22 protein-coding genes are annotated in these 24,779 nt (G+C 38.4%); 9 read left to right on the top strand and 13 right to left on the bottom strand.

Features of this window, described 5'->3' with window-relative positions; translation table 11 throughout:
• The first annotated feature begins 117 nt into the window (after window positions 1–117).
• The 6 genes from NSQ62_RS16900 (at window position 118) to NSQ62_RS16875 (ending at window position 8,019) form a co-directional block, all read left to right on the top strand.
• Window positions 118–1,254: an ABC transporter permease gene (locus NSQ62_RS16900; protein ID WP_341321259.1), complete on the top strand. Its 1,137-nt coding sequence runs from the start codon at window positions 118–120 to the stop codon at window positions 1,252–1,254.
• 305 nt (window positions 1,255–1,559) lie between these two features.
• Complete coding sequence (locus tag NSQ62_RS16895) at window positions 1,560–2,711, top strand: ABC transporter permease (protein WP_341321258.1); 1,152 nt, start codon at window positions 1,560–1,562, stop codon at window positions 2,709–2,711.
• Window positions 2,712–2,785: 74 nt separating this feature from the next.
• Window positions 2,786–3,325, top strand: coding sequence for a helix-turn-helix transcriptional regulator (locus NSQ62_RS16890; protein WP_341321257.1), 540 nt, complete (start codon window positions 2,786–2,788; stop codon window positions 3,323–3,325).
• A 304-nt stretch (window positions 3,326–3,629) separates the two neighbouring features.
• Window positions 3,630–5,342, top strand: coding sequence for a methyl-accepting chemotaxis protein (locus tag NSQ62_RS16885; protein ID WP_341321256.1), 1,713 nt, complete (start codon window positions 3,630–3,632; stop codon window positions 5,340–5,342).
• A gap of 304 nt (window positions 5,343–5,646) precedes the next feature.
• Entirely contained in the window at window positions 5,647–7,305 is a 1,659-nt protein-coding gene (locus NSQ62_RS16880) for a DUF2075 domain-containing protein (RefSeq protein ID WP_341321255.1), read from the top strand.
• A gap of 141 nt (window positions 7,306–7,446) precedes the next feature.
• Window positions 7,447–8,019, top strand: a complete 573-nt coding sequence (locus NSQ62_RS16875; RefSeq protein WP_341321254.1) for a hypothetical protein — start codon at window positions 7,447–7,449, stop codon at window positions 8,017–8,019.
• A 111-nt stretch (window positions 8,020–8,130) separates the two neighbouring features.
• Here the strand turns inward: NSQ62_RS16875 and NSQ62_RS16870 are convergent, their stop codons facing one another.
• The 6 genes from NSQ62_RS16870 to NSQ62_RS16845 form a co-directional block, all read right to left on the bottom strand.
• Complete coding sequence (locus NSQ62_RS16870) at window positions 8,131–9,813, bottom strand: methyl-accepting chemotaxis protein (protein WP_341321253.1); 1,683 nt, start codon at window positions 9,811–9,813, stop codon at window positions 8,131–8,133.
• On the bottom strand, window positions 9,806–11,029 hold the full coding sequence (locus NSQ62_RS16865) for an ATP-grasp domain-containing protein (protein ID WP_341321252.1): 1,224 nt from the start codon (window positions 11,027–11,029) through the stop codon (window positions 9,806–9,808). The genes NSQ62_RS16870 and NSQ62_RS16865 overlap by 8 nt, the downstream gene beginning before the upstream one ends.
• A gap of 61 nt (window positions 11,030–11,090) precedes the next feature.
• A complete protein-coding gene (locus tag NSQ62_RS16860) occupies window positions 11,091–12,266 on the bottom strand; it encodes an endonuclease Q family protein (protein WP_341321251.1) in 1,176 nt (391 codons plus the stop codon).
• Window positions 12,267–12,421: 155 nt separating this feature from the next.
• Window positions 12,422–12,991, bottom strand: a complete 570-nt coding sequence (locus NSQ62_RS16855) for a manganese catalase family protein (protein WP_341321250.1) — start codon at window positions 12,989–12,991, stop codon at window positions 12,422–12,424.
• 18 nt (window positions 12,992–13,009) lie between these two features.
• Complete coding sequence (locus tag NSQ62_RS16850; protein WP_341321249.1) at window positions 13,010–13,273, bottom strand: spore coat protein CotJB; 264 nt, start codon at window positions 13,271–13,273, stop codon at window positions 13,010–13,012.
• On the bottom strand, window positions 13,266–13,490 hold the full coding sequence (locus tag NSQ62_RS16845; protein ID WP_341323960.1) for a spore coat associated protein CotJA: 225 nt from the start codon (window positions 13,488–13,490) through the stop codon (window positions 13,266–13,268). Before NSQ62_RS16845 ends, NSQ62_RS16850 begins: the two co-directional genes overlap by 8 nt.
• Window positions 13,491–13,675: 185 nt before the next feature.
• On the opposite strand from NSQ62_RS16845, the gene trpB reads away from it, so the two are divergent.
• Window positions 13,676–14,836, top strand: coding sequence for a tryptophan synthase subunit beta (trpB, locus tag NSQ62_RS16840; RefSeq protein WP_341321248.1), 1,161 nt, complete (start codon window positions 13,676–13,678; stop codon window positions 14,834–14,836).
• A 68-nt stretch (window positions 14,837–14,904) separates the two neighbouring features.
• Here trpB and NSQ62_RS16835 read toward each other — a convergent pair whose 3' ends face one another.
• Together NSQ62_RS16835 and NSQ62_RS16830 are read right to left on the bottom strand one after the other, a co-directional pair.
• Window positions 14,905–15,543, bottom strand: coding sequence for an NlpC/P60 family protein (locus NSQ62_RS16835; RefSeq protein WP_341321247.1), 639 nt, complete (start codon window positions 15,541–15,543; stop codon window positions 14,905–14,907).
• Window positions 15,544–15,745: 202 nt separating this feature from the next.
• Window positions 15,746–16,354: an NlpC/P60 family protein gene (locus tag NSQ62_RS16830; RefSeq protein ID WP_341321246.1), complete on the bottom strand. Its 609-nt coding sequence runs from the start codon at window positions 16,352–16,354 to the stop codon at window positions 15,746–15,748.
• 373 nt (window positions 16,355–16,727) lie between these two features.
• Between NSQ62_RS16830 and NSQ62_RS16825 the strand changes: the two genes are divergently transcribed.
• Window positions 16,728–19,217 carry a hypothetical protein gene (locus NSQ62_RS16825; RefSeq protein WP_341321245.1) on the top strand — a complete coding sequence of 830 codons (2,490 nt, stop codon included), beginning with the start codon at window positions 16,728–16,730 and terminating at the stop codon, window positions 19,215–19,217.
• Between the two features lie 274 nt (window positions 19,218–19,491).
• Here NSQ62_RS16825 and NSQ62_RS16820 read toward each other — a convergent pair whose 3' ends face one another.
• The 4 genes from NSQ62_RS16820 to NSQ62_RS16805 all read right to left on the bottom strand — a co-directional run bounded on the left by NSQ62_RS16820 (window position 19,492) and on the right by NSQ62_RS16805 (window position 23,336).
• On the bottom strand, window positions 19,492–20,499 hold the full coding sequence (locus NSQ62_RS16820; protein ID WP_341321244.1) for an ABC transporter ATP-binding protein: 1,008 nt from the start codon (window positions 20,497–20,499) through the stop codon (window positions 19,492–19,494).
• On the bottom strand, window positions 20,496–21,275 hold the full coding sequence (locus NSQ62_RS16815; protein WP_341321243.1) for an ABC transporter permease subunit: 780 nt from the start codon (window positions 21,273–21,275) through the stop codon (window positions 20,496–20,498). Before NSQ62_RS16815 ends, NSQ62_RS16820 begins: the two co-directional genes overlap by 4 nt.
• The gene (locus NSQ62_RS16810; protein WP_341321242.1) at window positions 21,272–22,108 is read right to left on the bottom strand and encodes an ABC transporter permease subunit; all 837 of its coding nucleotides are present in this window, start codon (window positions 22,106–22,108) and stop codon (window positions 21,272–21,274) included. The genes NSQ62_RS16815 and NSQ62_RS16810 overlap by 4 nt, the downstream gene beginning before the upstream one ends.
• A gap of 136 nt (window positions 22,109–22,244) precedes the next feature.
• The gene (locus NSQ62_RS16805; RefSeq protein ID WP_341321241.1) at window positions 22,245–23,336 is read right to left on the bottom strand and encodes an ABC transporter substrate-binding protein; all 1,092 of its coding nucleotides are present in this window, start codon (window positions 23,334–23,336) and stop codon (window positions 22,245–22,247) included.
• 207 nt (window positions 23,337–23,543) lie between these two features.
• On the opposite strand from NSQ62_RS16805, the gene NSQ62_RS16800 reads away from it, so the two are divergent.
• The gene (locus NSQ62_RS16800) at window positions 23,544–24,035 is read left to right on the top strand and encodes an LURP-one-related family protein (protein ID WP_341321240.1); all 492 of its coding nucleotides are present in this window, start codon (window positions 23,544–23,546) and stop codon (window positions 24,033–24,035) included.
• 76 nt (window positions 24,036–24,111) lie between these two features.
• Here the strand turns inward: NSQ62_RS16800 and NSQ62_RS16795 are convergent, their stop codons facing one another.
• Complete coding sequence (locus NSQ62_RS16795) at window positions 24,112–24,639, bottom strand: YceI family protein (RefSeq protein WP_341321239.1); 528 nt, start codon at window positions 24,637–24,639, stop codon at window positions 24,112–24,114.
• Window positions 24,640–24,779: the final 140 nt, after the last annotated feature.

Below are 24,779 nucleotides of genomic sequence, written 5' to 3'. Positions count from 1 at the left end.
AGTTTTCGAAAAATGAACAATGTGTCTGATTTTGTTTATTGCTATGGTATTGTGATAATTATAAAATAAACGGGTAACAATAAACAATGTGTTGAGAACTTAAAGGAGTGTTGGGCATTGAGACTATTTAAAGAAAAACTAGCATGGGCCGCTCCCATCGCTGTTATACTAATTATCGCGCTATTTTCGGTGAACTTATTCGCGCAAGGCGATCCACAGGTAAGAAATTTACCAGTCGCATTTATCGTTAATGATGAAGGGCAACATGTAGACGCGGTAAAAGCTGCAGTCGAACAAATGGGTAAAGGTGTAGACGGGGCTGAGCCAGTACTTGCATTTACTACGGAAAACGAGGCCGACATTGAACAATTATTTGCGGATAAAGAATACTACGCAGCATTCGTTATTCCAGAAGGTTATAATGATACCTTACAAAATGCGTTAACGAATAATGAAGCCGCAACATTAAAAGTATATTTAAACCAAGGCTTTAATGCGCAAGGTTCAAATGTTGCAAAAACAGCTTTGAATGGCCTAATTGCACAAATTAACAGTCAGTATTCAACAAGCTTTGTTGAACAAATGGGCGATAAAAAAATCGATGCAACACAAGCTGCAGTTTTAGTAAATCCAATTGTGGCACAAGAACAAGTATTTAATGAAATTACCGCTTCAACAGCAAATGGTAGTGCGCCAGTATTAATGGCAGTACCAGCTTGGGTAGGGGCGTTAATCGGTGGATTTGTCTTATTCTTAACAACATCAGGTATTTTAAAACGTGAAATGCTTACACGTAAAGAAACGATTGAATTAATGTTTGGTCAGATTTTATTCGGTGTAATCATCGCATTATTCTCAGGCTTTACAGTAGCAACACTTGCACAAATCGCAGGAATTAATATGCCAGGCTATTGGGTAGTGGCGTTATTCGTATCCTTTGCGGCATTCTGCTTCTACTTACTAGTATCTGCCATTACGGCATGGGTCGGCAAGCCAGCGATTACCTTATTAATGGTTGTAATGCTGTTAGGTATGGGTGTATTAATGACACCACAAGAAATGTTACCAGACTTCTTTGTAAACTTCATTCGTCCATGGATTCCACTACGCTTCGCATCTGAAGGCTTACGTGATATCTTCTACTTCGGTAGCGGCTTCTACACAGGTGCTTCATTCAATACGATTTTAGGTATTGGGGTTGTTGGGTTTGTTGTTTACGGATTATCAATCTTTAAACCGGTAAAAAAGGCATAATAATAAATTAAACGCACGAAAAGGTGAGCAGCCTTTCGTGCGTTTTTTTATTGTAAAAGTGATGCATATCATTGTTGGAACTAAAGTGAGTTAAAAGGAGAAAATTAAATAACCTGACCCGGCTACAGGGATTAAAAAGACGTTGACTCCATTTTGGAATCAGCGTCTTTTTTGTCGTTCCAATTCCAACACAATAGGACCACGAACTTTACTTTTCTAGAATAATAATATAATATAGTTCAAGTAAAGTACTCTAATTAGAGTATATTGTTATGAGATTGAAAGAAAGAAAGGGAATTAAACGAATGAAATTTAAACAGTTTATGCGTTTACAAGGCTTCGGGGCGTCTGTTTTCATGGGTATATTCTATGCTGTAGCGATGCTATTAATCTTTTTATTAGGTTACACAGCATTACCAGGAAACATGGATGAGTTAAAAGTTGCGCTTGTAAATGATGATAAAGGCGAAGCAGGTACTCAAATTGCCGAGCAGCTAGCAGAAAGCTTACCGTTTGAAATAACAACAAATATTTCGAACGAAAAAGCATTAGATAAATTAGGCGACAATAAATACGCATTAGTTATTCACATTCCAGAAGACTTCTCGGAAAGTGCACAAAAAGGGCAATCGGCACAAATTGATTTCACCGTCAATGAAGCAAGTGCCACAATGGTTGCATCCTCAATGAATTCTGTAGTAACAGAAATCAACAATCAGTTAAGTGCAAGCTTCTCTACACAAACAGCAAAAGGCGTTCTCTTAAATATGAACGTACCTGAGGAGCAAGCTGATGAAATTGCCAAACAAATTGAAGACGCATATGTAGGTAACTATGTCATCATGAACGATGTGCCAGACGGTATGCACAATAATATGCTACCAATGTTTTTAACAATGGCATGTTATGTTGGGGCTATGATTGCCGCGATGCAGTTAGTACAAGCATACAATCAAAGCCGTAGTAAAGCGTCAAAAGCAAAACTTTTCGGTTATGTACAATTATCAGCATTAATCATTGCGATTGTATCTTCAATTTTTGCAGTAGGGATTGCATTTTTAATTGCCGATTTAAATACAGATGTTATTTTCCAAGTTTACGGTCAGCAAGTGTTACTATACATGGTAGCGTTTAACTTCTGTGCCATCTTCACATTCTTAATTGGTGAAGCAGGTATGATTTTAAATATTCCTGTACTACTGTCACAAACAATTGCCAACGGTGCGACAATGCCGCGTGAGATGATGTATAGCTATTTCGATGTTGTAAGCTACATCACACCAATGTACCATTCCGTGCAATCATACTCTGCGGTGATGTTCGGTTCAACCGATCAAGCACCATTCCTTTGGGGCTTAGTAGCAGTAGGCGTAGGCGCAGTGCTAATTAATGCATTAATCGTCACGCTTTTACACAAAAAGCAGCCAATCGAGCCATCACCAGTCATTTCTAAGTAATCAAAAAGCTTCAATCCTTCTAAGTGGTTGAAGCTTTTCGTTTTATTCGGTAAAGTGAAGGATGGAGGTAGATCATGTCGATTCAAATTTATATTTTAAGTAAGCTGATGCAAGGTGATAATTACCCGTATAAATTGAAAAAGGAATTATCCGAGCCCATTCCATTCGATAAAATGGGGAATTTGACAGAAAGTAAGCTGTATTATCATTTTGATTCCCTTACAAAACAAGGATTAGTCGAGCCACGAGAAATCATAAAGGAAGAAAACCGCCCGGACAAGCAAGTATTTGCGATCACGGACAAAGGGAGAGAGCAACTTCCATTAAAAATTTATGAATTATTCGAAAAGGCCAATAAGGTATCAGACATGGTTGTCGGCATTGTGTTTATCCGACATGCCGATAAAAACCGGATCATCACTATTTTAGAAAAGAAAATAGCTGACTATTACACAAAGCAAACGAATTTAAATAACATGTACGCACAGCTATCAGAAAACCAGTCACTGCAAGGAAATGCTCATTATTTGCAATCATATATCCATCATTCTATTGAGCATGAAATTGTTTGGTTAGAAAAGCTTGTAGAAAAATTGCAAACAAATATAATTTAAGCTTCACATGAATATACCGAGTCCCTCGCACATTTTAAATGGCGTAGGGACTCGGTATTTTTTAAACTTGTTTATTCGCAATCGATTGAATTAAACGGTGTAGGTTTAACAAATTAATTTATAAAATCCCAAATTAATCTACAGATTGTAGGAGTAATATATATAGTGTTATAATTCTAGAAAAGTATTTAATTCCCATATGTTTTTAATGAGTAATTTACATTTTACGGTGACTTTTCATCATTAAGAAATTTATAGGACTAGTATACCGAAGGGAAAACTACATTTCACAAAGGGGACTACAATGAACGTTCTAAAAAATTTAAAAGTTAAGAGTAAGCTATTAATAATTGTTTCTATTGGAATAATTATTTCATTAGCAATTGCGACATTATCGTATTATCAAGTGCAATCGATGTCGAAGGATATAGAAACCATTTATGAAGAAAAGTTTATACCGAACGATTGGCTGGGTAATGCGGTTGCGGTAAACTTACGCATTAATACGATCATTATTGAAATGATATCAGCTGAAACACTCCAGGAAAAACAAAACTTATATGACGAAATTAACAATGGCATTGACAAAGTATACGCAGATTTTGAAAAATACGAGAACTTGCCATTAACAGCGGAGGAAAAAGGTAAGCTTGAACAATTTTATACAACAGTTAATAGTTTAGCGGATGACCAAGAACAGGTGATGCAGTTAGCGTTAGCGGGGAATAATGAGGCATCGTATCAGCTATATCGTGAAAAGGTTAAAAATTCACGCATGGAGCTAGTGTCGATTTTACAACAATTACAGCAGTTTAAAGTTACGCAAACTGAACAAATTGTTGCTGAGAGTATTGCTTCAGCTAATACAAATAAAATGAGAAATGCCTTTATTAACCTAGGCTCGCTAACGCTTTTAATAATATTTAGCTTAAGTGTTTCACGTATGGTAACAAATCCGTTAAAACAATTACGTGAGCAATTACAAAAAGCACAAAATGGTGATTTTACGATACAGGGCAGCTACCAATCAAAAGATGAATTAGGGCAGTTAACGATTGCATTTAATGAAACGTTTCAATCGATTCGTGATGCAATGAAAAAGGTGCAGTCTTCTTCATCACATGTCGACCAGACGTCAAAACAGCTAATGTTAAACGTTGAAGAATCGAGTTCTGCAGCCGAGCATGTCGTATCGTCGATTCAAGAAATTTCAGCAGGCGCGGAGCAAACGCAACATCGTTTAGAAGAAAATGCAATTGTGATTAACCGTGTTGCGAGTGGCTTTACGATGATTCATGAAAACATTAGAGAGGTAGAGAACCTAGTATCGACAGCCATTAAAGAGGCGAATGAAGGCTCGACGATTGTTGGGGAAAACCTTGAACAAATGAAACAAATTAAGGACTCGATCCAGCAATCAAATCGTGTCGTACAAGCACTCGCTAATCAAGTAGGAGAAGTTGATGAAATTTTAAAAGTAATCGACAGCATTTCCCAGCAAACGAATTTACTGGCGCTAAATGCAGCGATTGAAGCAGCACGCGCAGGTGAACACGGAAAAGGCTTCGCAGTGGTAGCCGATGAAGTACGAAAACTTGCAGAACAATCAATTGAAGCTACGAAATCAGTCGGTACGATTTTAACAAATATTAAAGGCGACACAGCACAGTCTGTTGAAATTATGAATGTCGTATATAACGAGGCCGATAATGGGTTAGAAATTACAGAAAATACTGCGCGCAAGTTCCAAGATATTTTAACAAATACATCAGAAGTAGCGCCGGTATTAAATCAAACAGCTGCGTCGGTGGAACATATTGTAGACGACTTTGAAACATTTACACAAAGTGCGGCGGAGATTTTATCCATTGCTGAAAATAATTCGAAAAACTGCGAAATGGTATCGGCCGCATCTGAAGAGCAGGCCGCATCTATGGAGGATATGCAGCAATCTAGCCAAAGCTTAGCCAATGTCGCAACAGAATTAAACGATGTTGTGAAACGGTTTACACTTTAAATAGAAATCGATAATGACGGATTGCCGAAATATGATGTGTATGATGCGTTCGTCTTATTTGAATGAAAAGTTACAACTTGAACTAAGATAGAAAAAGCCAAAATCCTTAGTAGATGCGGATTTTGGCTTTTTATTATGACTGTTGGGGGTAAAAACAAGTAAGTAAATAGTCGATTTATATGTCTAGTCTGTAGACCTCTGTATATAATTAATAATATATTATATAGCTACAGTAATTCGATAATATATTGGTAATAATTGTTTTTATATACCTAATTCTAATAATAATTAAGAAGGTGTAAACATGTCAGCAATTGAAATCCTATCATGGCCATTCAAATCAGAAAGCATGGATAATATTAATCGAGACGAACAATTTTTGAACTATCCGGTTATTTACGTTTTGAATGGAAACAAAGAAGCTTACATAGGGGAAACCGTATATTTTAAAAAACGTATGAAGGCACATTTGAAATCTCGAAAAAATATTGATCGTATTAATCTTATAAAGCACGATACCTTTAATCGTTCCGCAACGTTTCATTTGGAAACAAAGCTAATAAATTATTTTTTAGGGGATGAGAAATATACACTTCAAAATAAAAGTAAAACGGTAAATGATTTCACCCACAACTATCACAACAAACCATATTATGATCAAGACTTATTTAAAGAGCTTTGGAAAAAGCTACATGAACAAAAGCTTGTTGACCATGAGCTCCATGTTATTGAAAATAAGGACATTTTTAAGCTGTCTCCGTTCAAAGAATTATCTATCGAACAGCAAGATTTAAAAGAAAAGGTACTAGCATTTTGCGAGAAACAAGTAAAAGCATCTTCTGGTGAATATGGCAGCCTACTTGTGATTGAAGGCGAAGCAGGTGTAGGGAAAAGTGTCGTGATAAGTTCGATTTTTAATACGATTCAAGAACAAAAGAGTGAAGCTTCATCAAATCTATATGAAACAAAAAATTACTTAGTTGTTCATCATGAAGAAATGCTAAAAACCTATAAAGACATCGCACGCCAAGTGAAGCATCTGAGTGTATCAAGCTTTGAAAAACCTACGAAATTAATTAACAAGTTGGATAAAGAAAATCAAAAAGTAGATGTCGTTTTAGTCGATGAAGCACATCTTTTATTAACGAAGCCTGATAAGTTCAATAGTTTTCAATATGAAAATCATCTTGAGGAGCTATTAAAACGGGCAAAGGTAGTCATTGTGATTTTTGATCAAGACCAAGTGTTAAAGTTTAAAAGCTTGTGGGGCGTTGCGAAATTAGAGGAAATGAAAAAGCTAAGCACAAGTGCAGAAGTGTACCCTTTAACGAACCAGTTTCGTATGAAAGCAAATGACGCTGTAATCAATTGGATTAATCAATTTAAATCTAAGGTGTTACTCCCTCTTCCAAAAGATGATAAGTACGAACTGAAAATATTTAAGACAATGGAAGAAATGCATGCAGCAATCATTGCAAAAAACCAGGAGTTTGGTTTGAGCCGTGTTGTATCGACGTTTGATTATTTACATAAAAAAGACGGTGAAACGTATTACGTAACGGAATCGAATGGAGAATATAAGCTGCCGTGGAATTCAACAGGGAGCACTAAAGCATGGGCAGAAGAAAAGGCGACCATCAATGAAGTCGGCTCGATTTATACGATTCAAGGCTTTGACCTAAATTATGTAGGCGTTGTACTTGGGCCATCTGTTCAATATGATGCAGCGAAAGATGAAATTGTTATTGATACAAGTAAATATATGGATAAGGGAGCGTATACAGGCTCTGAAGGTATACAAAATATTGCTGAAGCAAAAGAAAAAATCGTGTTAAATTCAATTAATATTTTAATGAAACGCGGGATTCATGGACTGTATATTTACGCGAGTGATAAGGCATTACGCGAGAAGTTATTAAACGACCAAAAAGCTACGAGAAAAAATTGTCCAATTCAGAGATGAGCGTAATTACTTGAAATACACTCAATAACAGTGAATATCACATTTTTATCAACAAAAATCATTTTTTTGGTAAAAACGCAGGAAGAGGTAAGCCCTTCACGGTATACTTGAAAAGAAGAAAATAGTCTTGAGGTGTACATAATGAAGGATTGGAAAGTAGTTGCGATGGCTTCTTTCGTTGTCAATGTCGTAATGGTTGTGTTATTAATCGTTGCGTTTGTTTACATGAAATCAACGGTAACAGCAAAAAATGAAGAAATTGACACGCTACAACAGCAAGGAACAGCAAAAGAGGAGAAAGCAGCTCCGAAAAAAGAAGAGGCAGTAGCCGGAAATGCTTCTGCTTCAAGTGAGACAGAAGCGTTGCACAGCGAGCTTCAACAGTTAAAAAGTGCAATGAATGACCTGCCATCAGAACAAGAACTTTTGGCTAAGGATGAACAAACAGAAGCTCTAATGCATTACGAAGATGCTTATATGCAGGCAAAGGCGTCTTTAAATAATGTCTATGAAACGTTAAATCGCAAATTATCCGGTCAAGAAAAGGCACATTTGCAGCTGGATCAACAAAAGTGGTTGCAAGATTTAAAATCGATGCAAGCCAAACAATTGAGCATGAACGATGACACGGCAAAATTAGATGCGGCAAAAGAAACCTATACAAGAACGATAGCGCGTAGTGAAGAATTATTGCAGCAGTATCCTATGAACTAAACTTATAATGAGCTAGCTAGACAATAACAACTGAAATAATAGCAAAGCCATTTGTTTTATAGAAAAAGCCAAAACCCGGGTCAATGTGGGTTTTGGCTTTTTGCGTTGAAGTTATAATTTGAAATGACGAATTTGTTGTGTTAAATGGTTAATCAGGTCATTTAATTCAACCGTGATACTCAGCATTTCTTCTGTAGATGCGGATTGCTCCTGCATCGAAGCAGCGATGCTTTGTGAATTGTTGTTTGTTACCTGGAGTGCATCGACAGTGATATTTGTTGTATCAACCAGTTGTTGTGAGCTCGAGGACATTTGTTGGATCGTAGCTGTTACAGATTGAATGTCGTTTTTAATCGTATTAACTAATGATGAAATATCCTTGAAGGTTTCGCCAGCATTATAAATTGTTGAACTTTCTTCATCGATTTTAGTGACAACATTCGTAATCGCAACAACGGTATTGTGTGAATCACTTTGCATTTCACCAATTAGCGTTGAAATACTGCTAGCTGATTTTGCAGATTGCTCGGCTAGTGAACGGATTTCATCGGATACGACTGCGAAGCCTTTCCCGTATTCACCAGCGCGTGCTGCTTCGATGGCAGCATTTAGGGCAAGTAAGTTAATTTGATCAGAAATACTAGAAATGATTTTTGTGATTTGACTAACTTCCTGTGCGCGTGTGTTCATTTTTTCTGTAATCGTTAATGATGTTTTGGCAGTTTGACTAATGATATCAATGCCCTCTACAGATTTTTGGATGCTATCTTTTCCATCTATCGCTACATTTGAAGCATGAATCGCTTCATTTGTTAAGTGTGTCGTTGTTTTAGAAATTGCATTAATTTGATTCGTAAAGGCAGAGACAAATGCTAATGTTTGTTTGGCGTCTGAGGAAACCTGCTCGGTGTTTGCTGCAATTTCTTGAATGGCGCTTGAAACATGGGTTGTTGTTTCTGTCACTTGGCTGACGCTCTGCTGTAATGTTTCGGCACCACCGGCAACGTGCTGTGCGGTCTCGTTGACATGACCAAGTGTTGTTTGTAGTTGCTGTTGCATGATACTAAAGCTTGTTACTAAACGACCGATTTCATCTTTTGTTTCACTAGCAAGTGTTTTTGTTAAGTCACCCTGTGCGACTTGCTCAGTGTGGGCAACAAGATTTTTGATTGGGTTCACAATTGATCGAGCAACAAAGATTGCTAAAATTGCACCGATGATCATTGTCAGAACAGCAATTGAAAGAGCTAAAAATAACAGAGTGGTATTCATATCACTAATAAAGTCCGCATCTGCATCAAGCCCTAAAACAGAATCGGTCCCGGGAATTTGTAGGAAAGTTGAAATGTGCTTCCCGTAATCATCCTCGTAAATCTCACTTAAAATTAAATCCTCTGTATGTAATGCCTGTGCTTGATCGGGTGTAAAGGCAAGTGGTGTTAAATACTCATCGGCATTACCTAGTACTAAAATAACCTCTTCACCGTCTACCTTACTCATAATATACGCGTTTTCAATTTCAAGTTCTTTTTGGAAATCATTTGTACGCGCTAACAGCTCTGCGTATTGTTCTTCATTTTCTTTTGCCTGATTGACTAAGTCTGCAGGAAATAGCTCATTAAAGTTATTCATATGCAGTACTAAATTTTCTTGGTATTGGGGCAAAATGTATTTTTCAATTAAGTTATTTGAAACGTTAAACAAAATGGCCGTGAAAATCGTAGTTGATAGTAATAGAATACTTATAATAGACAATAAGATTTTTGTTTTTAAAGATTTTCTGTTTTTAAGCATTAGTAACTCCTTGTTGTTGTTTTAGTGTTAAAAAAGCATCGAAGTCCAGCGTTAATATAGGCTGCAGTGCTTCAAGTGTGTCGCATTTGTAGAAAATTACTGCAAATGTAGCGCCAACTTCCTTTGGTAAGTGACGATATTCCAGTAGCTGATGAAAGTGCTTTTTAAGCTCGCTATGATCGATTTCAAAAGCATCTGAAAGCGGGGTATCTAGTACCGCGCAGGTGAAACAATAAATTGCATCATCCATTTGTTCAACTAAAACTTGCCAGTTAGGCTGTTTGTTATTGAAGAAGTAGTCGTACGGATTGACGTTATAAGCAAAATGCCCAAGCTCGGTTGTCCCTTCACCTGCAAAACGTAGTGGGTTAATTTCAATAGGCATAATTTTTCCAAATCCATCAATTCTTAGCTCAATATGTAGGGGTAAGGACTCTTCTATTTGAAAAATAGTTCTGAGTTTTGTTAAATACTCGGTGATAGGTGCTAAATAAGATTCCAATGTTTCCTTTGAAGTGTAATAAATCCGGTCGCTCATATCGTGTGCATCCTTAAATAAGCGTGTAAAAACATTTAAAACAACTGGTTCAAGTTCCTCGTTATAGTACATATCTATAGCAAATTCTTGTCCGGGTATGAAGCTCTCTATTAAGAATAGCTGCTCATTTAAGTGAGATAGATTCATTGTGAGGAGCATGGTTTCTTTTAGTGTGTCGCAAATATGTTTAAAATGGTCAGCATGATTGATGCGATATACGCCTAAGCTTGAATAACCAATAGCAGGCTTAATAATTAATGGATAAGGAAATGTGTTAGCGTCAACGGTATGGAGTTCTGCAAACGTTATTTCTTTAAAGAAAAAATCGGATTGCTGTGTTGCTAAATGCTTTCGAAAAGAAATCTTGTTTTTTAATAACTCAGCTAGCTTTGTTGTTTTAGTATCAGGAAAATGAATTTTGTAGGCGGAAAATGCATCTTCTGAATTTAAAATGGCTGTCTTTTGTTCTTGTGTTGTTTTTAAAAATATTTGTCGCTGCGTATCATAAATCGCAACATTATTTTCGAGCAACGTTTGTTCAAGTAAAGGTGAAACATAAGTTGTATTCAAAAAAATCATAGTAGGTCTCCTTGTGTGAAATGTAAATTTTAGTAAAATAAGACTAATGGTAAATTTGTTTTTAATATCCTTTTTACCTAAAGCTTGTTTAGTATACATGAAAAAAGCAAGCAATGTTATAGACTTCGAAAAGTTGGAATATATTTAATTTTCAAAAGAATTATTCCCCAAAATCCACTTTCCCGTAAACCCCACCACCGCCAACCGTAATCCCAAGTTTTCCAGTTCTTGCGAGGTCGATGCGAGCAGCTAGTTTTTCTGGAATGATTTCTTGTAATTCCGTAACGGTTACTTTGTGCAAGATATTCATTTCCGTACCAAAAGCATTTAGTAGTTTTTCAATCGTCTTCGGCCCGATCCCAGGTATAAAATCGAGAGGGACTTGGTGAATGTAGGGTGGTCTAATTATTTCGGGCTTCGGTGTGCTAGATAACTCACGGATTCTTTTGGCAACGCCTTTAATAAGCTGTTGTTTTCCACAATAGGGGCAATGCGTAGTTTCATTTTCAGCGACCTGCTCCCCGCAATTGGCGCATACTGTTTCGTGGTATTTGCCGAGTAATGGATTTAGCCCATAATTCGCCGTAATCATGCGTCCATCTGTTTGATGTAGCGCTTTTTTTAGTTCCTCGAAATTGGCATCCATTAGGCTTAATTTTTGATATTCGCGCGCAAGTTTGCCAACAGAGTGGGCATCGGAATTTGTGACGAAGCTATAGCGGGCTAATTCTTTTATCCCTTCTACCATATACGTATCAGAGCTAAGTCCAAGCTCGATAGCATCAATGAGATCCGGATCAAACACTTCCGTTAAGCTTTTCTTTACGCCTCTGCCAAAAAGACTTTTAAAAGGTGTAAATACATGCGCAGGAATGAACAAACCGTTAAGTTCATGTACTTTGTGCTGTAAGGTACGCCCCTCACAATAGATGCGTTGCGAACTTAAATGAATATTTTTTACGTGCGCGCGCATCCAGTTTGAAAAAACTTTCATGGCCGCAATCGTTGGCATAAAGGCAAGGACATGAATCGGGCCTTGGCAATGTTCATCATAAATTTCAATTTCAGCGCCTAAAATAAGCGTTGTGCTTTCATAGCGCACACCGCCGCAAGTGAGCTCGTAGGCTAGCTTTTCTTGAATCAGTTGCTCGATTTCTTCTATTACTTCAGGTGAGTGGCAGTCGATAATACCGATTAAATCTAAGCCTTTACGCGCAGTGGCAGTTTTTAAAATCGTTTGTAGCGTTAAGTTTTTACTACCCGTGATTTTCACAGCTCGTCCTGTTTCCGTTCGCCCAATATGTATATGTAAATCTGCATAAATTTCCTTCAACATAGTGCACACATCCTTCTATAAGTTTCCTTACAGTAAGAATACCCATAATGAAAAGCTTTTGTGCATATGAAATGGGGAGAGTCTAAACAATTGAAAGCCCTTCTAGCTGAAGCTTTAGCATAGAAGGGCACGGGTTTTAAATTAGTCCAGGTAGCTTAAAACACTTTCTTTGTATCGCGATCGTCTTTTAACATTTCAACCGCTTCTCTAAAGCGAAGGGAGTGAACAATTTCTCGTTCGCGTAAAAATTTAAGGCTGTCGTTTAAGTCTACATCATCTGACATATCAATAATCCATTGATACGTGGCGCGGGCCTTTTCCTCAGCGGCAATGTCCTCGTATAAATCGGCGATTGGGTCGCCTTTTGCTTGAATGTAACTGGCGGTGAAAGGGACACCAGCCGCGTTTTGGTAAAATAGCGCTTTATCGTGATTGACGTAATGGTCTGCCAGGCCGGCTTCTTTTAGCTGCTCGGGTGTGGCATCTTTTGTCAGCTTGTATATCATCGTGGCAATCATCTCGAGATGCGAAAATTCTTCTGTCGCAATGTCCGTTAACAGACCAACAACTTTGTCAGGAATCGTGTAGCGCTGATTCATATAGCGCAAGGCGGCAGCTAGTTCCCCGTCCGCTCCACCGTATTGCTCGATTAAATATTTTGCGAGCGTTGGATTGCAGGTGCTCACCTTTACGGGGTATTGCAATTTTTTTTCGTAGTACCACATACAGATTTCTCCTTTTCGCTAGACTTGCCATGGCCAGGGCGTGTCGACCCAATTGAACGGGTAATTTGAATAGCTCATCCCGAAATGCATTAAAGGACCGAATTTCTGTTCAAAGGTGGTTTTTAACGTCATGCTTTTCTTTGCATATTCATTGAACTGCTGGATTGCTTCGTGATCATCCGGATGGGTATCTAAGTAGAGATTTAAATCGACGAGCACAAAATCAATGGCCTGTAATTCCTCGAGGCGCTGATAAAATTCATCGGGCATTTTTTTACTCATCTGTACTCATTCCTTTTTGCGGATTTGGATAAGGGCTATAAAGCTGTGGCCAGAGTGTGCCATGTTTTAACGCTTCTTCGGGCGTCTGAAATTGTGGCAACCCAGGAGGCTGGAATGACAAATAGAGATGAGGTGGCGTTGAATAGCTTTTCACCTTAATTGGAGGGCAAGGATCGCGGGGACTTATAAAAGGTGTCCAATATTTAAAATGTGTCATGTTCATACATACCTCCCATTCATGTCATGTATCTTTTATAAATATGCAAGGAGGTTTAAGAATGCTTTCTTTTCTTTTCAACTTAGCGTACATGAAATGGGGAGATTACACATAAGATGAATTGATGGAAATGGCGAATAGCTTTAATAATATGCCGGTTCATATTAGTTTAGGGGGAATTTTAGATGGAGACAGTCGTAGGTAAAGGGTATTTTGGTGAATTTGGGGGAAGCTTTGTACCGCCGGATTTACAACAGGTGCTTGATGTTTTAGAAGAAAATTTTGAAAAGTATAAGGAAGATCCAGAGTTTGTTGCGGAATTAAATTACTACCTTGAAGAATATGTAGGGCGTAAATCGCCATTATATTATGCAGAAAATTTAACGCAGCAACTTGGTGGTGCGAAAATTTATTTAAAGCGTGAAGATTTAAATCATACCGGCTCTCACAAAATTAATAACGTATTAGGCCAAATTCTGTTAGCAAAGCGCATGGGGGCAAAGCGGGTCATTGCTGAAACTGGGGCGGGACAACACGGAGTAGCAACAGCGACTGTATGTGCAATGTTTGATATGGATTGCACGATTTATATGGGCGCAGAGGATACAAAACGTCAGGAATTAAATGTGTTTCGTATGGAATTACTAGGAGCAAAAGTGGTTGCGGTGGAAAAAGGACAAGCACGTTTAAAGGATGCTGTAGATGAGGCATTTGCAGATTTAGTTGCCAATTACGACCATACGTTTTACTTATTAGGATCGGCGGTAGGTCCGCACCCATTCCCGACGATGGTGAAGCATTTCCAATCGGTAATCAGTCGTGAATCGAAGGAGCAGCACCTGCAAAAAGAAGGCAAGTTGCCGACTGCAGTTCTAGCTTGCTGTGGCGGTGGTAGTAATGCGATTGGCGCATTTGCCGAATATATTGATGACCAGGGCGTGCGTTTAATTGGTGTCGAACCTGATAAAGCTGCAACGATGCAACACGGGACACCTGGGAATTTACACGGATTCCGTTGTCTAGTTCTTCAAGATGAAGAGGGTAATCCACTTCCAACTTATTCGATTGCAGCGGGTTTAGACTATCCAGGGGTTGGTCCAGAGCATAGCCATTTAAAAACAACAGGTCGCGCGGAATATGTGGCGGTTTCAAATGAAGAAGTGTTAGCAGGATTTCAAACATTATCCCGTGTAGAAGGAATCATTCCAGCGCTTGAATCATCACATGCTGTGGCGTATGCGTTAAAATTCGCGCCAACGTTATCACCAGAAGATTCGATTATTATTAATATTTCAGGTCGTGGCGATAAAGATGTTGCGCAAGTATATGATATGCTAAACAAATAAAATCATAAAACAAGCCTATTTACACAGCTTCAATAGAGTGTGTAAATAGGCTTTTTGTGTTTATAAAATTAAATACGACCGTATCCAGTGAATTTTGATTTCCAATAGCCAGAGTGAATCGATGAAATGTTGACCTTTGAACCGCTCGCGTTAATCATTTTACCGCTGCCGATGTAAATCCCGACATGTGAAACGCCTTTTTTCGAAGTGTTACTGAAGAACACTAAATCGCCTACTTTTGGGTTCGATACCTTTGTTGCTTTTTTATAGAAGCTAGCAGCAGTTTGGCGGCCCATTGATTTGCCTGATTTTGAAAATACGTAAGACACGAAACCTGAGCAGTCAAATCCTGAAGGCGTTGATCCACCGTATACATAGCGTGTGCCGAGATATTTTTTTGCGACATTCACGACTTTATTGCTGTTAGTTGAAGTTGTGGCTGTTGCCGTTGCCGTTGTTTTTTTAGTAGTTGTTGCTGTTTTTGAGCTAACGTTTAGTTTTTGTCCAACTTTTATGTTTGTCGATTTTAAGCCATTTGTGCTCATAATCGATTTGTAAGTCGTCCCGTATTTTTTAGCGATTCCAGATAATGTATCGCCACTTTTTACGGTATATGTAGTTGCCGCTGCATCTGCGCCTGATACAGATGTAAATAATAGAGAAGTACCTAGTGCAAATGCTGCAATGGTCTTAAAAAATTTATTCATGATATATAGTTAACCTCGTTAATTTTATAATTTTTGGCTCAGACTTGAACCAACTAGGCTTATCATAACAAAGTAATATTTCAATTACTTTTCAGTAATATTAAAGTTAGATATTATTTTGTAATAGTTTTGTTATATAACGTTATGTAACTCAACGACAAAAATCCCCTCGTAGTAAAGTACTAGGAGGGGGGAAATTACGTTAAATACGACCGTATGCTGTGAATTTCGATTTCCAGTAGCCAGAGTGAATCGACGAAATGTTCACCTTTGAACCACTTGCGTTAATCATTTTGCCGTCACCGATATAGATCCCAACATGTGAGATGCCCTTTTTAAAGGTGTTACTGAAGAACACTAAATCGCCCACTTTTGGATTCGATACCTTTGTTGCTTTATTGTAGAAGCCCGCTGCTGTTGTGCGGTATGTTTGTTTGCCTGATTTATTTAACACGTATGTCACGAAGCCTGAACAATCAAAGCCAGCAGGAGTTGATCCGCCGAAGCGATAGTTCACGCCTAAATATTGTTTTGCTATGGATACAACATTTGCATAGCTTGCTGATGTCTTTGCGGATGTGGCTACTTTTTTGCCACTTACCTCAAGTGTTTGGCCAATTTTAATATTCGTCGTCATTAAACCGTTGTTGCTCATAATTGCTTGATAAGTTGTGCCGTATTGTCTTGCGATACTTGATAATGTATCGCCACTTTTTACTGTATGGCTCGCTGCAGATGCACCAGAAATTGTTGTAAATAAAATCGCTGTCCCGAATGCAAAGCTTGCAAGGGTCTTCATAATTTTCTTCATATGTATATATACCTCAATTTATGTGAATGTTATTTTTATTGTTTTTAATATATTACTATAACAAATTATATCAGATGAATGTTACAGTTTCTTTACAAATATATTAAAAATGCGCTATTTGAGAGATGTAATGCCAATGAAATCACGGGATTTTATGTATTTCAGTGTGACAAATCGTTGTAACGAAGTAGAAATGTACTATGTGGATAGTTCTTTTAGGGTGTATAAGGTTATCTTAGAAAATAACATAATTTCTGTGGATAAAAACAAAAACTTATATTAAATGGAGGATTCCAGCTAAGTGGACACTATCTGTCTTCGTTATTTTGTACAATAAGGGTATACAAAATTTACCTGACAAAGGAGCAAAAATATGATGATGCAGGATACATGGAAAAAAGATGTTTTACAAAAAAAGGTGCAACGTTTTTCAAAGCTGGCACATGAAGACTGGTTTTTAGAGCTATCCAATTTAGAAATTGCCTTTATTACGGAGTATATGGACTTATACGAAAACAAGCCACAGGAGTTTTTAGAGCTGTTAGCGAATCGAAAGAAGCAGCGAGCGATTTTTCTTAAATTAAGTAAAACCGTCAATACAAAAGCCAATATGAAAGAGCAGCGTGAATCGGTGGAGCAATTTTTACAGCAAGTATCCCTTCATCGCATATTAACGGATTTTAGTGTGCTTCCATTTGCTGCCGACTATATCGTTGAAAAAAATGTAGCGAACTATGTGATTGCTCATAAAGAAGGCGAAGAGTTGATTCCGTTTACGGAAGATGCCTTTTACGATGGGGAACTTCATATCAGCCTATATGATCAGTCGTTTGTCATTTCAGTTCAGAGCTTAATCTACTTTTTATTTGTTAACGAAATTCATCATCGTTTAGATGAAAAGCGTATTGTGGATTGCAAGTGCGAGCACCCAGAGGCAACGTTTGCGAAAAGCTATGTGAAAGCTGCGCTAGAAGAGGATTTAACTGGTTTCTTTGTTTTAAAGAATTCTAATTTTATGACGTCCATGCTGTTTGCAATGGCGACCTATGTAAAAACCATTCGCTATGTAACAGATGCCTTTTTATTGCCAGAACTTGAGGCTGAACTGGATTTCATTGATGAGTTGCAAAACGATGTACCCTTCCTGATGGTAAAAAAAGAAGAAGTGTTAAGCGTTTGCTATGATAATTATCTGTCGAAAAAAGTCGAAAAATTCGAACAAAAGGAAATGCAGCAAGCAAAAAAATTCGCCGAGCTACAACAAAAGCTGGATAAGCAAAAAGAAAAATTTGATGAGCAGCTTGAGAAGGCACAGCTACTAAAAAAAGAATTAACGACGAAAGCTGCTGCAACGGTGACAAGTGCAGAAGTAGAGAAGAAAATAGGCGAGCAAACGAACGAGCTCAAGCAGCAACTGAAAATAGTAAAAGAAGAGGCGAAAGAGGCCAAAAAGATATACCAAAAAGAACGAGATACGGCGGAGAGAAAGCTAGAGAACGCATTAAGTGAAAATGAGCGTCTCGTTGGTAATGTGAGCTCGCTGCAGCAACAACTAACTGCAGAAAAACGGTTGAAGCTTCAAACCGAAGAGTTAACCTTTGCCAAGTGGCTCCAAAAAGGCCGTGATTTCATTCAGCATATGACGCTCGATGAAGAAAAGGACATGAAGGACTTCATTGCAATCGCAGAAAATATGATGCAGGAACGCAGTCTTGCACGTCCGAAAAATGATTTGTCTTCGAATCGTGTTGGCCATTGCCGTGTCGATGAGCGCGGGCACTTTGTGAATTTCGGTGATGGGGAATGGCATGAAATCCTGCACATCCCGTCAAATACGTATTTAAGCGATGCGCAGTTTGTCGAGGTGACGAAGGACATTGAGTTTGTGCGCCCGTTTATTTATTTCTACACAGAAGGGCCACAAGACCATACGATTACACATTTTGTGGCTATTGAAGAGCGCCATAACCAAGCCTTTGCGAAGGTAAATGGTAAGCTAACGCAAATCAAATATCGCGATACAGCGTTTATTAAGCACGATCAGGTCATTAGTATTAATGCATCTGAAGAACTCGTGAGCTATTACCGAAATCGGTCCATACAGCTCGATGATTGGCTACCATCCATCCATGTAAAGCGTCATGAACCCTTATACGTCTTAATGGCGTTGGCAAATGGTTATGTTGTACGTGGGTTAAATGAAAATCAGCGCTACCTAGAGCTAAATCAGGATTTACTAGCGCATAGCTTCATTATTGTTGATGAGGAAGAACAGGTGCAATACGTGGAGCAAAGTGGCCTGATGTACAAGGGTTCAAGCTTGTATAAATATAAGCAGCTAGCTTCTGTTTCTGAAATGGAAGATGACATTTATGTACTCAAGCAAAATCAGGAATACGTCCAGCTCCATGATGTCCCAAAAACCGTGCAGCTTGAACTTGGCGACATGGTGTGGGTGGATGAGTACAACCGCTTCATTGAATGCATGGAAGTAGAAGAGCAGTACATTGCGGCTGATACCATCGAGAAAAAGCTGTTAGATGGTGGACGCAAGGTGACACGTAAGACGAAGACCCAAGTAATGAAGGATAAGGAACTACTGATTATTGGCAATATCCGTATTTCTGAACGCTATAAGAAATATTTTGCGGAATTTGGCTATGAAGTAGAGGTCGTTGATGGAACGGGTCCATTTGAAAAAATCCGTCAAGCCTGCTCGAAATTCAACACGATCTTGTATTCAACAGCTTTTACGAGCCATAAAAACTCAGGGAAAATGAATCTCGAAGTAGCCAAGCCTTACATTCTATGCGATTCAACAGCACCAAAAGTTATGCATTTTGCATTGGATTCGGTTGGGTAATTAGAGCTCGCTTAATCAATAAAAGCCGCTACCGGTTGTTATTCAACTGGGTAGTGGCTTTTGTAATTGGTTTTGCGTGTTTTTTAAAGCACCAACTTGTCTCACAATCTTTGCCGTTTTTCAAAACGAGCTATCCTTCGACCATTTAGCAACGTGGCGTTTTCCTGGATGAAAGTGCCTAAATCATCTGATGGGCATCTGAGCTTAATGTAATCGCAACATCATGTGCTAATAATACGTTTAAAAAGCTTAGACTCGAACACCAGCCTTCTAATTATTCTGTTAGTGGCATGACATTTTCCGTTTCTACATAAAGCGTATAGGGCTCGTTTTCAACAAATTGAACGGCATCACGATGCAGCTGCTCAATCGAAAATAATTGATTGTTTTTCTCGAATACAGTTTTAATAATGTTGCCACTCATAATCGATTGCTTTGCCGTCGCTTCAAATGTATAGCTATTTGGCTGACGATTCGTGTGAATTGCTTCTGGACGAATGGCATATTTTCTTGCTTTTGTAATCGGTTCTTGCGCAAGAATGGCAACAAGTTGCTCATGAGTGAAAATATTATAATTACCGATAAAGCTGGCGATAAAATCGGATTTCGGCTGCGTGTAAATTTCAAGCGGTGTGCCATACTGTGCGATTTTTCCTTTACTCATGACGAAAATTTTATCTGACACATGCATCGCCTCTTCTTGGTCATGCGTCACTAAAATCATCGTCATTTTAAGCTCCTGCTGAATTTCGCGTAACTTATCTTGAAGTCTTTTACGGATTTGTGCATCAAGGGCACTTAGTGGTTCGTCTAGTAAGAGCACGCGTGGTTTGACAATGATTGAACGCGCTAACGCGACACGCTGTTGTTGACCACCAGAAAGCTCATGTGGAAATGAATCTGCTTTGTCTTCGAGGTCAACGAGATGCAAAATCTTTTGAACCTCCGCCTGTATTTCCTTTTTCGGTAGCTTTTGAACTTGTAAACCAAATGCGACATTATCGAAGACATTCAAGTTTGGAAACAGCGCATAGGATTGAAACACCATGCCAATATTACGCTTACTAGCGGCAAGCGATGAAATTTCGGTAGCATCGACGAAAATTTCACCAGCATCTTGCTCAACAAGCCCTGATAAAATACGTAAAATTGTACTTTTCCCGCATCCACTTGGTCCGAGTAATGTAACAAATTGCCCGTCTTCAATATGCATATCAATATTTTGTAAGACACTCGTATCTTTAAAGGATTTTGAAATGTTTTTTAGGGATACACTACTCATTTGATTTCAGCGCCTTTCATCTTACTTGAAATTCTTGCAATAGTTAGTGTCAAAATCGACATTAAAATCACGTAAATTAATACAATCGCACTAGCAATATGCCCACTTTCCGTGAGTTTCTCCATTAAATAGATTTGCAGCGTTTTAAACTTCGCACCAACGACTAAATTGATTAACACAAACTCGCCAAATAAAATGGAGAATGAGAGCAAGGTTGCAACGAAAATACCGGGATAAATCGATGGCAGAAGAACGCGCTTAAAGGCAACCCACTTCGAAGCGCCGAGCAGTTCCGCGGCATCCATTAACTGACGGCCCTGTACATTGCTCAGTGCATTTTTTGTTCCTTGGTACATGTACGGTAAAATCAGAACGATATAAACGCCGACAATAACGGCTAATAACGGCATCATTGTGCCTGAATATAAGCGAATTAACCCAACTGATAAAATAATGCCTGGGAATGAATAAATTAAAACCACAATGAGTTGCAACCATTTTTCTAATTTTGGATAGTACAATAAAATGATGCAAATTGCCGGAATGACAAGGATAATCGATAGTAAAACAGAGCCCCCGCTCAGTAAAACCGAACGCCCGAATGCCATTAAAAAATGCTCATCTTGAAAAAGCTGTGCGACCCATTTAAACGTTAACCCTTCAGGTAAAATCGAATGGTTCCAAGACGTTGAAACCGCATAAAGACCTGTTGCAAGTAATGGAACGGCTAAATAAATCAAAATGCATATAAAGACAAGGAAGTTGAAAAATTTCATTTACGAATCAAATCCTTTCTCGCACGTTTTGTAAGCCATTCACTAAGCAGCATACTTGTTACCATAATGGAGCCTAAGACAACGGCAATCGCACTGGCAAGCTCTGGGTTGGCAAAAATATCACCTGATAGTAAATTACCGATTCGAATCGCGGCTAAGTTATAGCTACTACCGGTTAATGCGTAGGCAGAGGCATAAGCCCCCATCGCATTTGCAAAAAGAATTGCAAAGGTACCGGCTACGCTAGGAAGAATGATCGGAATGCCAATTTTACGCCAAAAGACAAACGGTGTTGCCTTTAAAAGAGTGGCCGCATCCTTCAAATTTTGCTGAATCCCGTAATAAATCGGATATAAGAGCATGATTGCTAGCGGTAACTGGAAGTAGATATAAATCAGCACAAGGCCACTCCAACTATAAATCGAGAAGTCGAAATTCCAATTCATTTTGTTCATAATAATGGTGATGAAGCCACTATTACCTAATAAAATAATGAAGGCGAATGCTAGTGGAACACCTGAAAAATTTGAGGTTAAATTAATAATGACTAAAATACGTTCACGCACGGTTTCAGAATACGAGTAAATGGCATACACTCCGAGTAAAGCAGCAATGAGTGCAACAATCGCTGATAGGAAGGATAGTTTAATACTATTCCAAAAGCTTAGCAGTAAAAACTTACTCGTAAAAATGCTCATATAGTTTTCGAATGATACGCTTTTATTCGACATAAAGCTAGAAAACAGCATATAAATGAGCGGTAGGAAAAAATAAAATAAAACGATTAGTATAAGAGGAATAAGAAAAATAAGGGCGGAATTCAAGCGCTTCATACAATCACTCCTTTGTTTCTACTAAGCAGCTATCAAGATGAATGATATGAAAAGGTGAAATTAGACAGCCGCTAGCAAGCAAGCTGCCTAATGCTATTAAATATGCAATTTGTCTTCTAAATAGAGCGTTTTGAAGTTATTTAACATGTACTAATACTTGTTCCTGCCATACGCTTGGTAATGAGGCAGTTGTATCACTCCATGCATCATAATCTTCAATTGGCTGAACGTTTGTATATAAGGAAGCATCTAATAGGCTGCTGCTACCTTCTTCTGAAAGTTTCGCGTTTTCACGAATTGGACGAGCGAACCCTTTTGCTAAGTTATCTTGGCCTTCATCTGAAAGGATATATTCACGCACAAGTGCCGCAGAATGTGGATTTTTAGCATAACGGTTAATGATTGTTGCGTAGCCTGATACAACAGATGCATCAGACGGAATTGTCACATCGAAGCGAGACTCGTCGATTTGTGAGCGGTAGCCTAAGCCGTTGAAGTCCCAAACAATTGCAACTTCATTTTCACCTTTTTCAAGTGTCGCTACAGTAGGGTCAACTACGGATAAACGCTTTTGCTTTGCTAATTCAGCGAAATAATCGATCCCTGGTTGGATGTTTGACTCGTCACCACCATTTGCCATCGCTGCTGCTAAAATCCCAAATTGTGCTTGGTTTGCTGTTAGGGCATCACCAATTGTCACGGTATAGTTTGATTCAAGAAGTTCTTTCCAAGATTTTGGAATGTTCGGCACTTTGTTTTTGTCTGCAATGAATGCGATCGAACCGGTATAGCCTACGATCCAGTCCCCGTCATCATCCTTTGCCCAGTCCGGAATATCATCCCAGTACGAAGTTTTATATTTATGTGTAAGTTCTTTTTCTTCTGCGATTGGGCCATAAGCAATACCTACGTCACCTAAATCGGCAGAAGCGTTGTCTTTTTCAGCTTCAAATTTTGCAAGTTCTTCAGCACTCGACATATCTGTATCGACATGCTTTAAGCCATATTTGTCGGATACCTCTTCCCAGGTTTCTTTCCAGTTTGCCCACGCGTCAGGCATCCCAACTGAGTTGATTTTACCTTCTTCTTTTGCTTTTGTTTCAATATCAGCGATGGATAAATCGTTTAATTGAACGTCGCTTCCAGAATCTGAATCGCCACACCCAACTAATAAAGCGATGGATAATGCACTTGCTAACAATACTGAATACCTAGACTTTACCCTCATAAATATCCCTCCAGATTTGAAAAGTTATTGAATCAACTTTAATATATACTAATTTTGTAAATTTAAAAAGCGTCAACTATCAGACAATTGTAAAAATTACTTCAATTTGAAGTTTGATAGAATGAATTTAGGTGTTATAACAAGGTTGAATCTTTTTATACGTGAATTCGTATATGTACTAAAGCAATCGAAAAGGGGCGGGTTTTAATGAAATCTTTCTACTTAAAACAAAAAATCATGAGCATGCGCGGGCGTTTTAATGTATTCGATGAATTACAGCAAGAAGTGTATAAAATCGAAGGCAGCTTCCTGCAAATTCCGAAAACATTTACCATTCGTGATATGCAACAAAACGAGCGAGCTCTAATCACAAAGAAAACATTGAGTTGGTTACCGACGTTTTATGTGGAAGTAGAAGGACGCAATCTCTTTACGATTAAAAAAGAATTTAGCTTTTTTAAAGCGAAGTATTCTGTTGTTGGTGAGGGGATTGAAGTGACCGGCAATGTGTGGGATATGGAATTTGATGTTGTAAAAGATGGTGAAACGATAGGCCGTGTGAGTAAAGAATGGCTTACATGGGGCGATACGTATCAGATTCAGGTGTTTGAGGAAAAGTGGGAAATGATTATCATCTCGTTAGTCGTTGCGATTGATTGTGTGAAGGCCGATCAAAGTGCAGCAGCTAACGGTGTATAAAGAAAAGCATCTCCCATGTGCTGGAGATGCTTTTTCTAGTTTGGCAAAGTTACAAAGAATCGTGTAGCCCCAAAAATTATTGTTCCGGGTTAACCTCTAGTTCCACATTGATTTTAATGTCTTTTCCTACTAACACGCCGCCTGTTTCAAGCGCTTGATTCCATGTTAGGCCAAATTCTTCGCGGTTGATTTTTGCTGAAGCCTCGAAGCCGTAAACTTCTACGCCCCATGGATTAGTACCTTTACCACCGAATTCTACATCAAATGTAACTGGTTTTGTTACATCCTTGATTGTTAAATCACCCGTTACTTTGTAGTCAGTGCCATCTTTTTCTACGTTTGTAGAAGTGAATGAAATGCTTGGGAACGTGTCTACATCAAAGAAGTCCGCTGATTTCAAGTGATTGTCGCGGTCCGTGCTTTTTGTATTGATGCTTGCTACATCAAAAATGAAGCTAATTGATGCGTCCGATAAATCTGCTGGGTTTGCTACGTCAAGATTTGCTGTGTAGCTGTCGAATTGGCCTTTCACTTTTGATACCATCATGTGTTTTACTTCAAAGCCTACCGTTGAGTGTGATTGATCGATTGTCCAGTTTGTCATGTTCTTTTCCTCCTAAAATTATCTCGAATTTGAGATATATAAGTAAAATAAAATTCCCTAAATGTAAAAGGGAAGGATTGCAGAATTTGTTTTGAAATCATTTATCTTGAATTCGAAATAAATATACCATGAGAAAAAGT

Origin of the sequence: Solibacillus sp. FSL H8-0523 (assembly GCF_038051985.1) — a bacterium.
Classification (GTDB): domain Bacteria; phylum Bacillota; class Bacilli; order Bacillales_A; family Planococcaceae; genus Solibacillus.
Note: the sequence above shows the minus strand (reverse complement) of the source record. Positions and strands in the feature narration are given on the sequence as shown.

Bases quoted from the DNA above. Each gene is read 5' to 3' on its own strand.
- NSQ62_RS16895 (WP_341321258.1), top strand. From the start codon at position 1,560: ATGAAATTTAAACAGTTTATGCGTTTACAAGGCTTCGGGGCGTCTGTT.
- NSQ62_RS16890 (WP_341321257.1), top strand. From the start codon at position 2,786: ATGTCGATTCAAATTTATATTTTAAGTAAGCTGATGCAAGGTGATAAT.
- NSQ62_RS16885 (WP_341321256.1), top strand. From the start codon at position 3,630: ATGAACGTTCTAAAAAATTTAAAAGTTAAGAGTAAGCTATTAATAATT.
- NSQ62_RS16880 (WP_341321255.1), top strand. From the start codon at position 5,647: ATGTCAGCAATTGAAATCCTATCATGGCCATTCAAATCAGAAAGCATG.
- NSQ62_RS16875 (WP_341321254.1), top strand. From the start codon at position 7,447: ATGAAGGATTGGAAAGTAGTTGCGATGGCTTCTTTCGTTGTCAATGTC.
- NSQ62_RS16870 (WP_341321253.1), bottom strand. From the start codon at position 9,813: ATGCTTAAAAACAGAAAATCTTTAAAAACAAAAATCTTATTGTCTATT.
- NSQ62_RS16865 (WP_341321252.1), bottom strand. From the start codon at position 11,029: ATGTATACTAAACAAGCTTTAGGTAAAAAGGATATTAAAAACAAATTT.
- NSQ62_RS16860 (WP_341321251.1), bottom strand. From the start codon at position 12,266: ATGTTGAAGGAAATTTATGCAGATTTACATATACATATTGGGCGAACG.
- NSQ62_RS16855 (WP_341321250.1), bottom strand. From the start codon at position 12,991: ATGTGGTACTACGAAAAAAAATTGCAATACCCCGTAAAGGTGAGCACC.
- NSQ62_RS16850 (WP_341321249.1), bottom strand. From the start codon at position 13,273: ATGAGTAAAAAAATGCCCGATGAATTTTATCAGCGCCTCGAGGAATTA.
- NSQ62_RS16845 (WP_341323960.1), bottom strand. From the start codon at position 13,490: ATGACACATTTTAAATATTGGACACCTTTTATAAGTCCCCGCGATCCT.
- trpB (WP_341321248.1), top strand. From the start codon at position 13,676: ATGGAGACAGTCGTAGGTAAAGGGTATTTTGGTGAATTTGGGGGAAGC.
- NSQ62_RS16835 (WP_341321247.1), bottom strand. From the start codon at position 15,543: ATGAATAAATTTTTTAAGACCATTGCAGCATTTGCACTAGGTACTTCT.
- NSQ62_RS16830 (WP_341321246.1), bottom strand. From the start codon at position 16,354: ATGAAGAAAATTATGAAGACCCTTGCAAGCTTTGCATTCGGGACAGCG.
- NSQ62_RS16825 (WP_341321245.1), top strand. From the start codon at position 16,728: ATGATGATGCAGGATACATGGAAAAAAGATGTTTTACAAAAAAAGGTG.
- NSQ62_RS16820 (WP_341321244.1), bottom strand. From the start codon at position 20,499: ATGAGTAGTGTATCCCTAAAAAACATTTCAAAATCCTTTAAAGATACG.
- NSQ62_RS16815 (WP_341321243.1), bottom strand. From the start codon at position 21,275: ATGAAATTTTTCAACTTCCTTGTCTTTATATGCATTTTGATTTATTTA.
- NSQ62_RS16810 (WP_341321242.1), bottom strand. From the start codon at position 22,108: ATGAAGCGCTTGAATTCCGCCCTTATTTTTCTTATTCCTCTTATACTA.
- NSQ62_RS16805 (WP_341321241.1), bottom strand. From the start codon at position 23,336: ATGAGGGTAAAGTCTAGGTATTCAGTATTGTTAGCAAGTGCATTATCC.
- NSQ62_RS16800 (WP_341321240.1), top strand. From the start codon at position 23,544: ATGAAATCTTTCTACTTAAAACAAAAAATCATGAGCATGCGCGGGCGT.
- NSQ62_RS16795 (WP_341321239.1), bottom strand. From the start codon at position 24,639: ATGACAAACTGGACAATCGATCAATCACACTCAACGGTAGGCTTTGAA.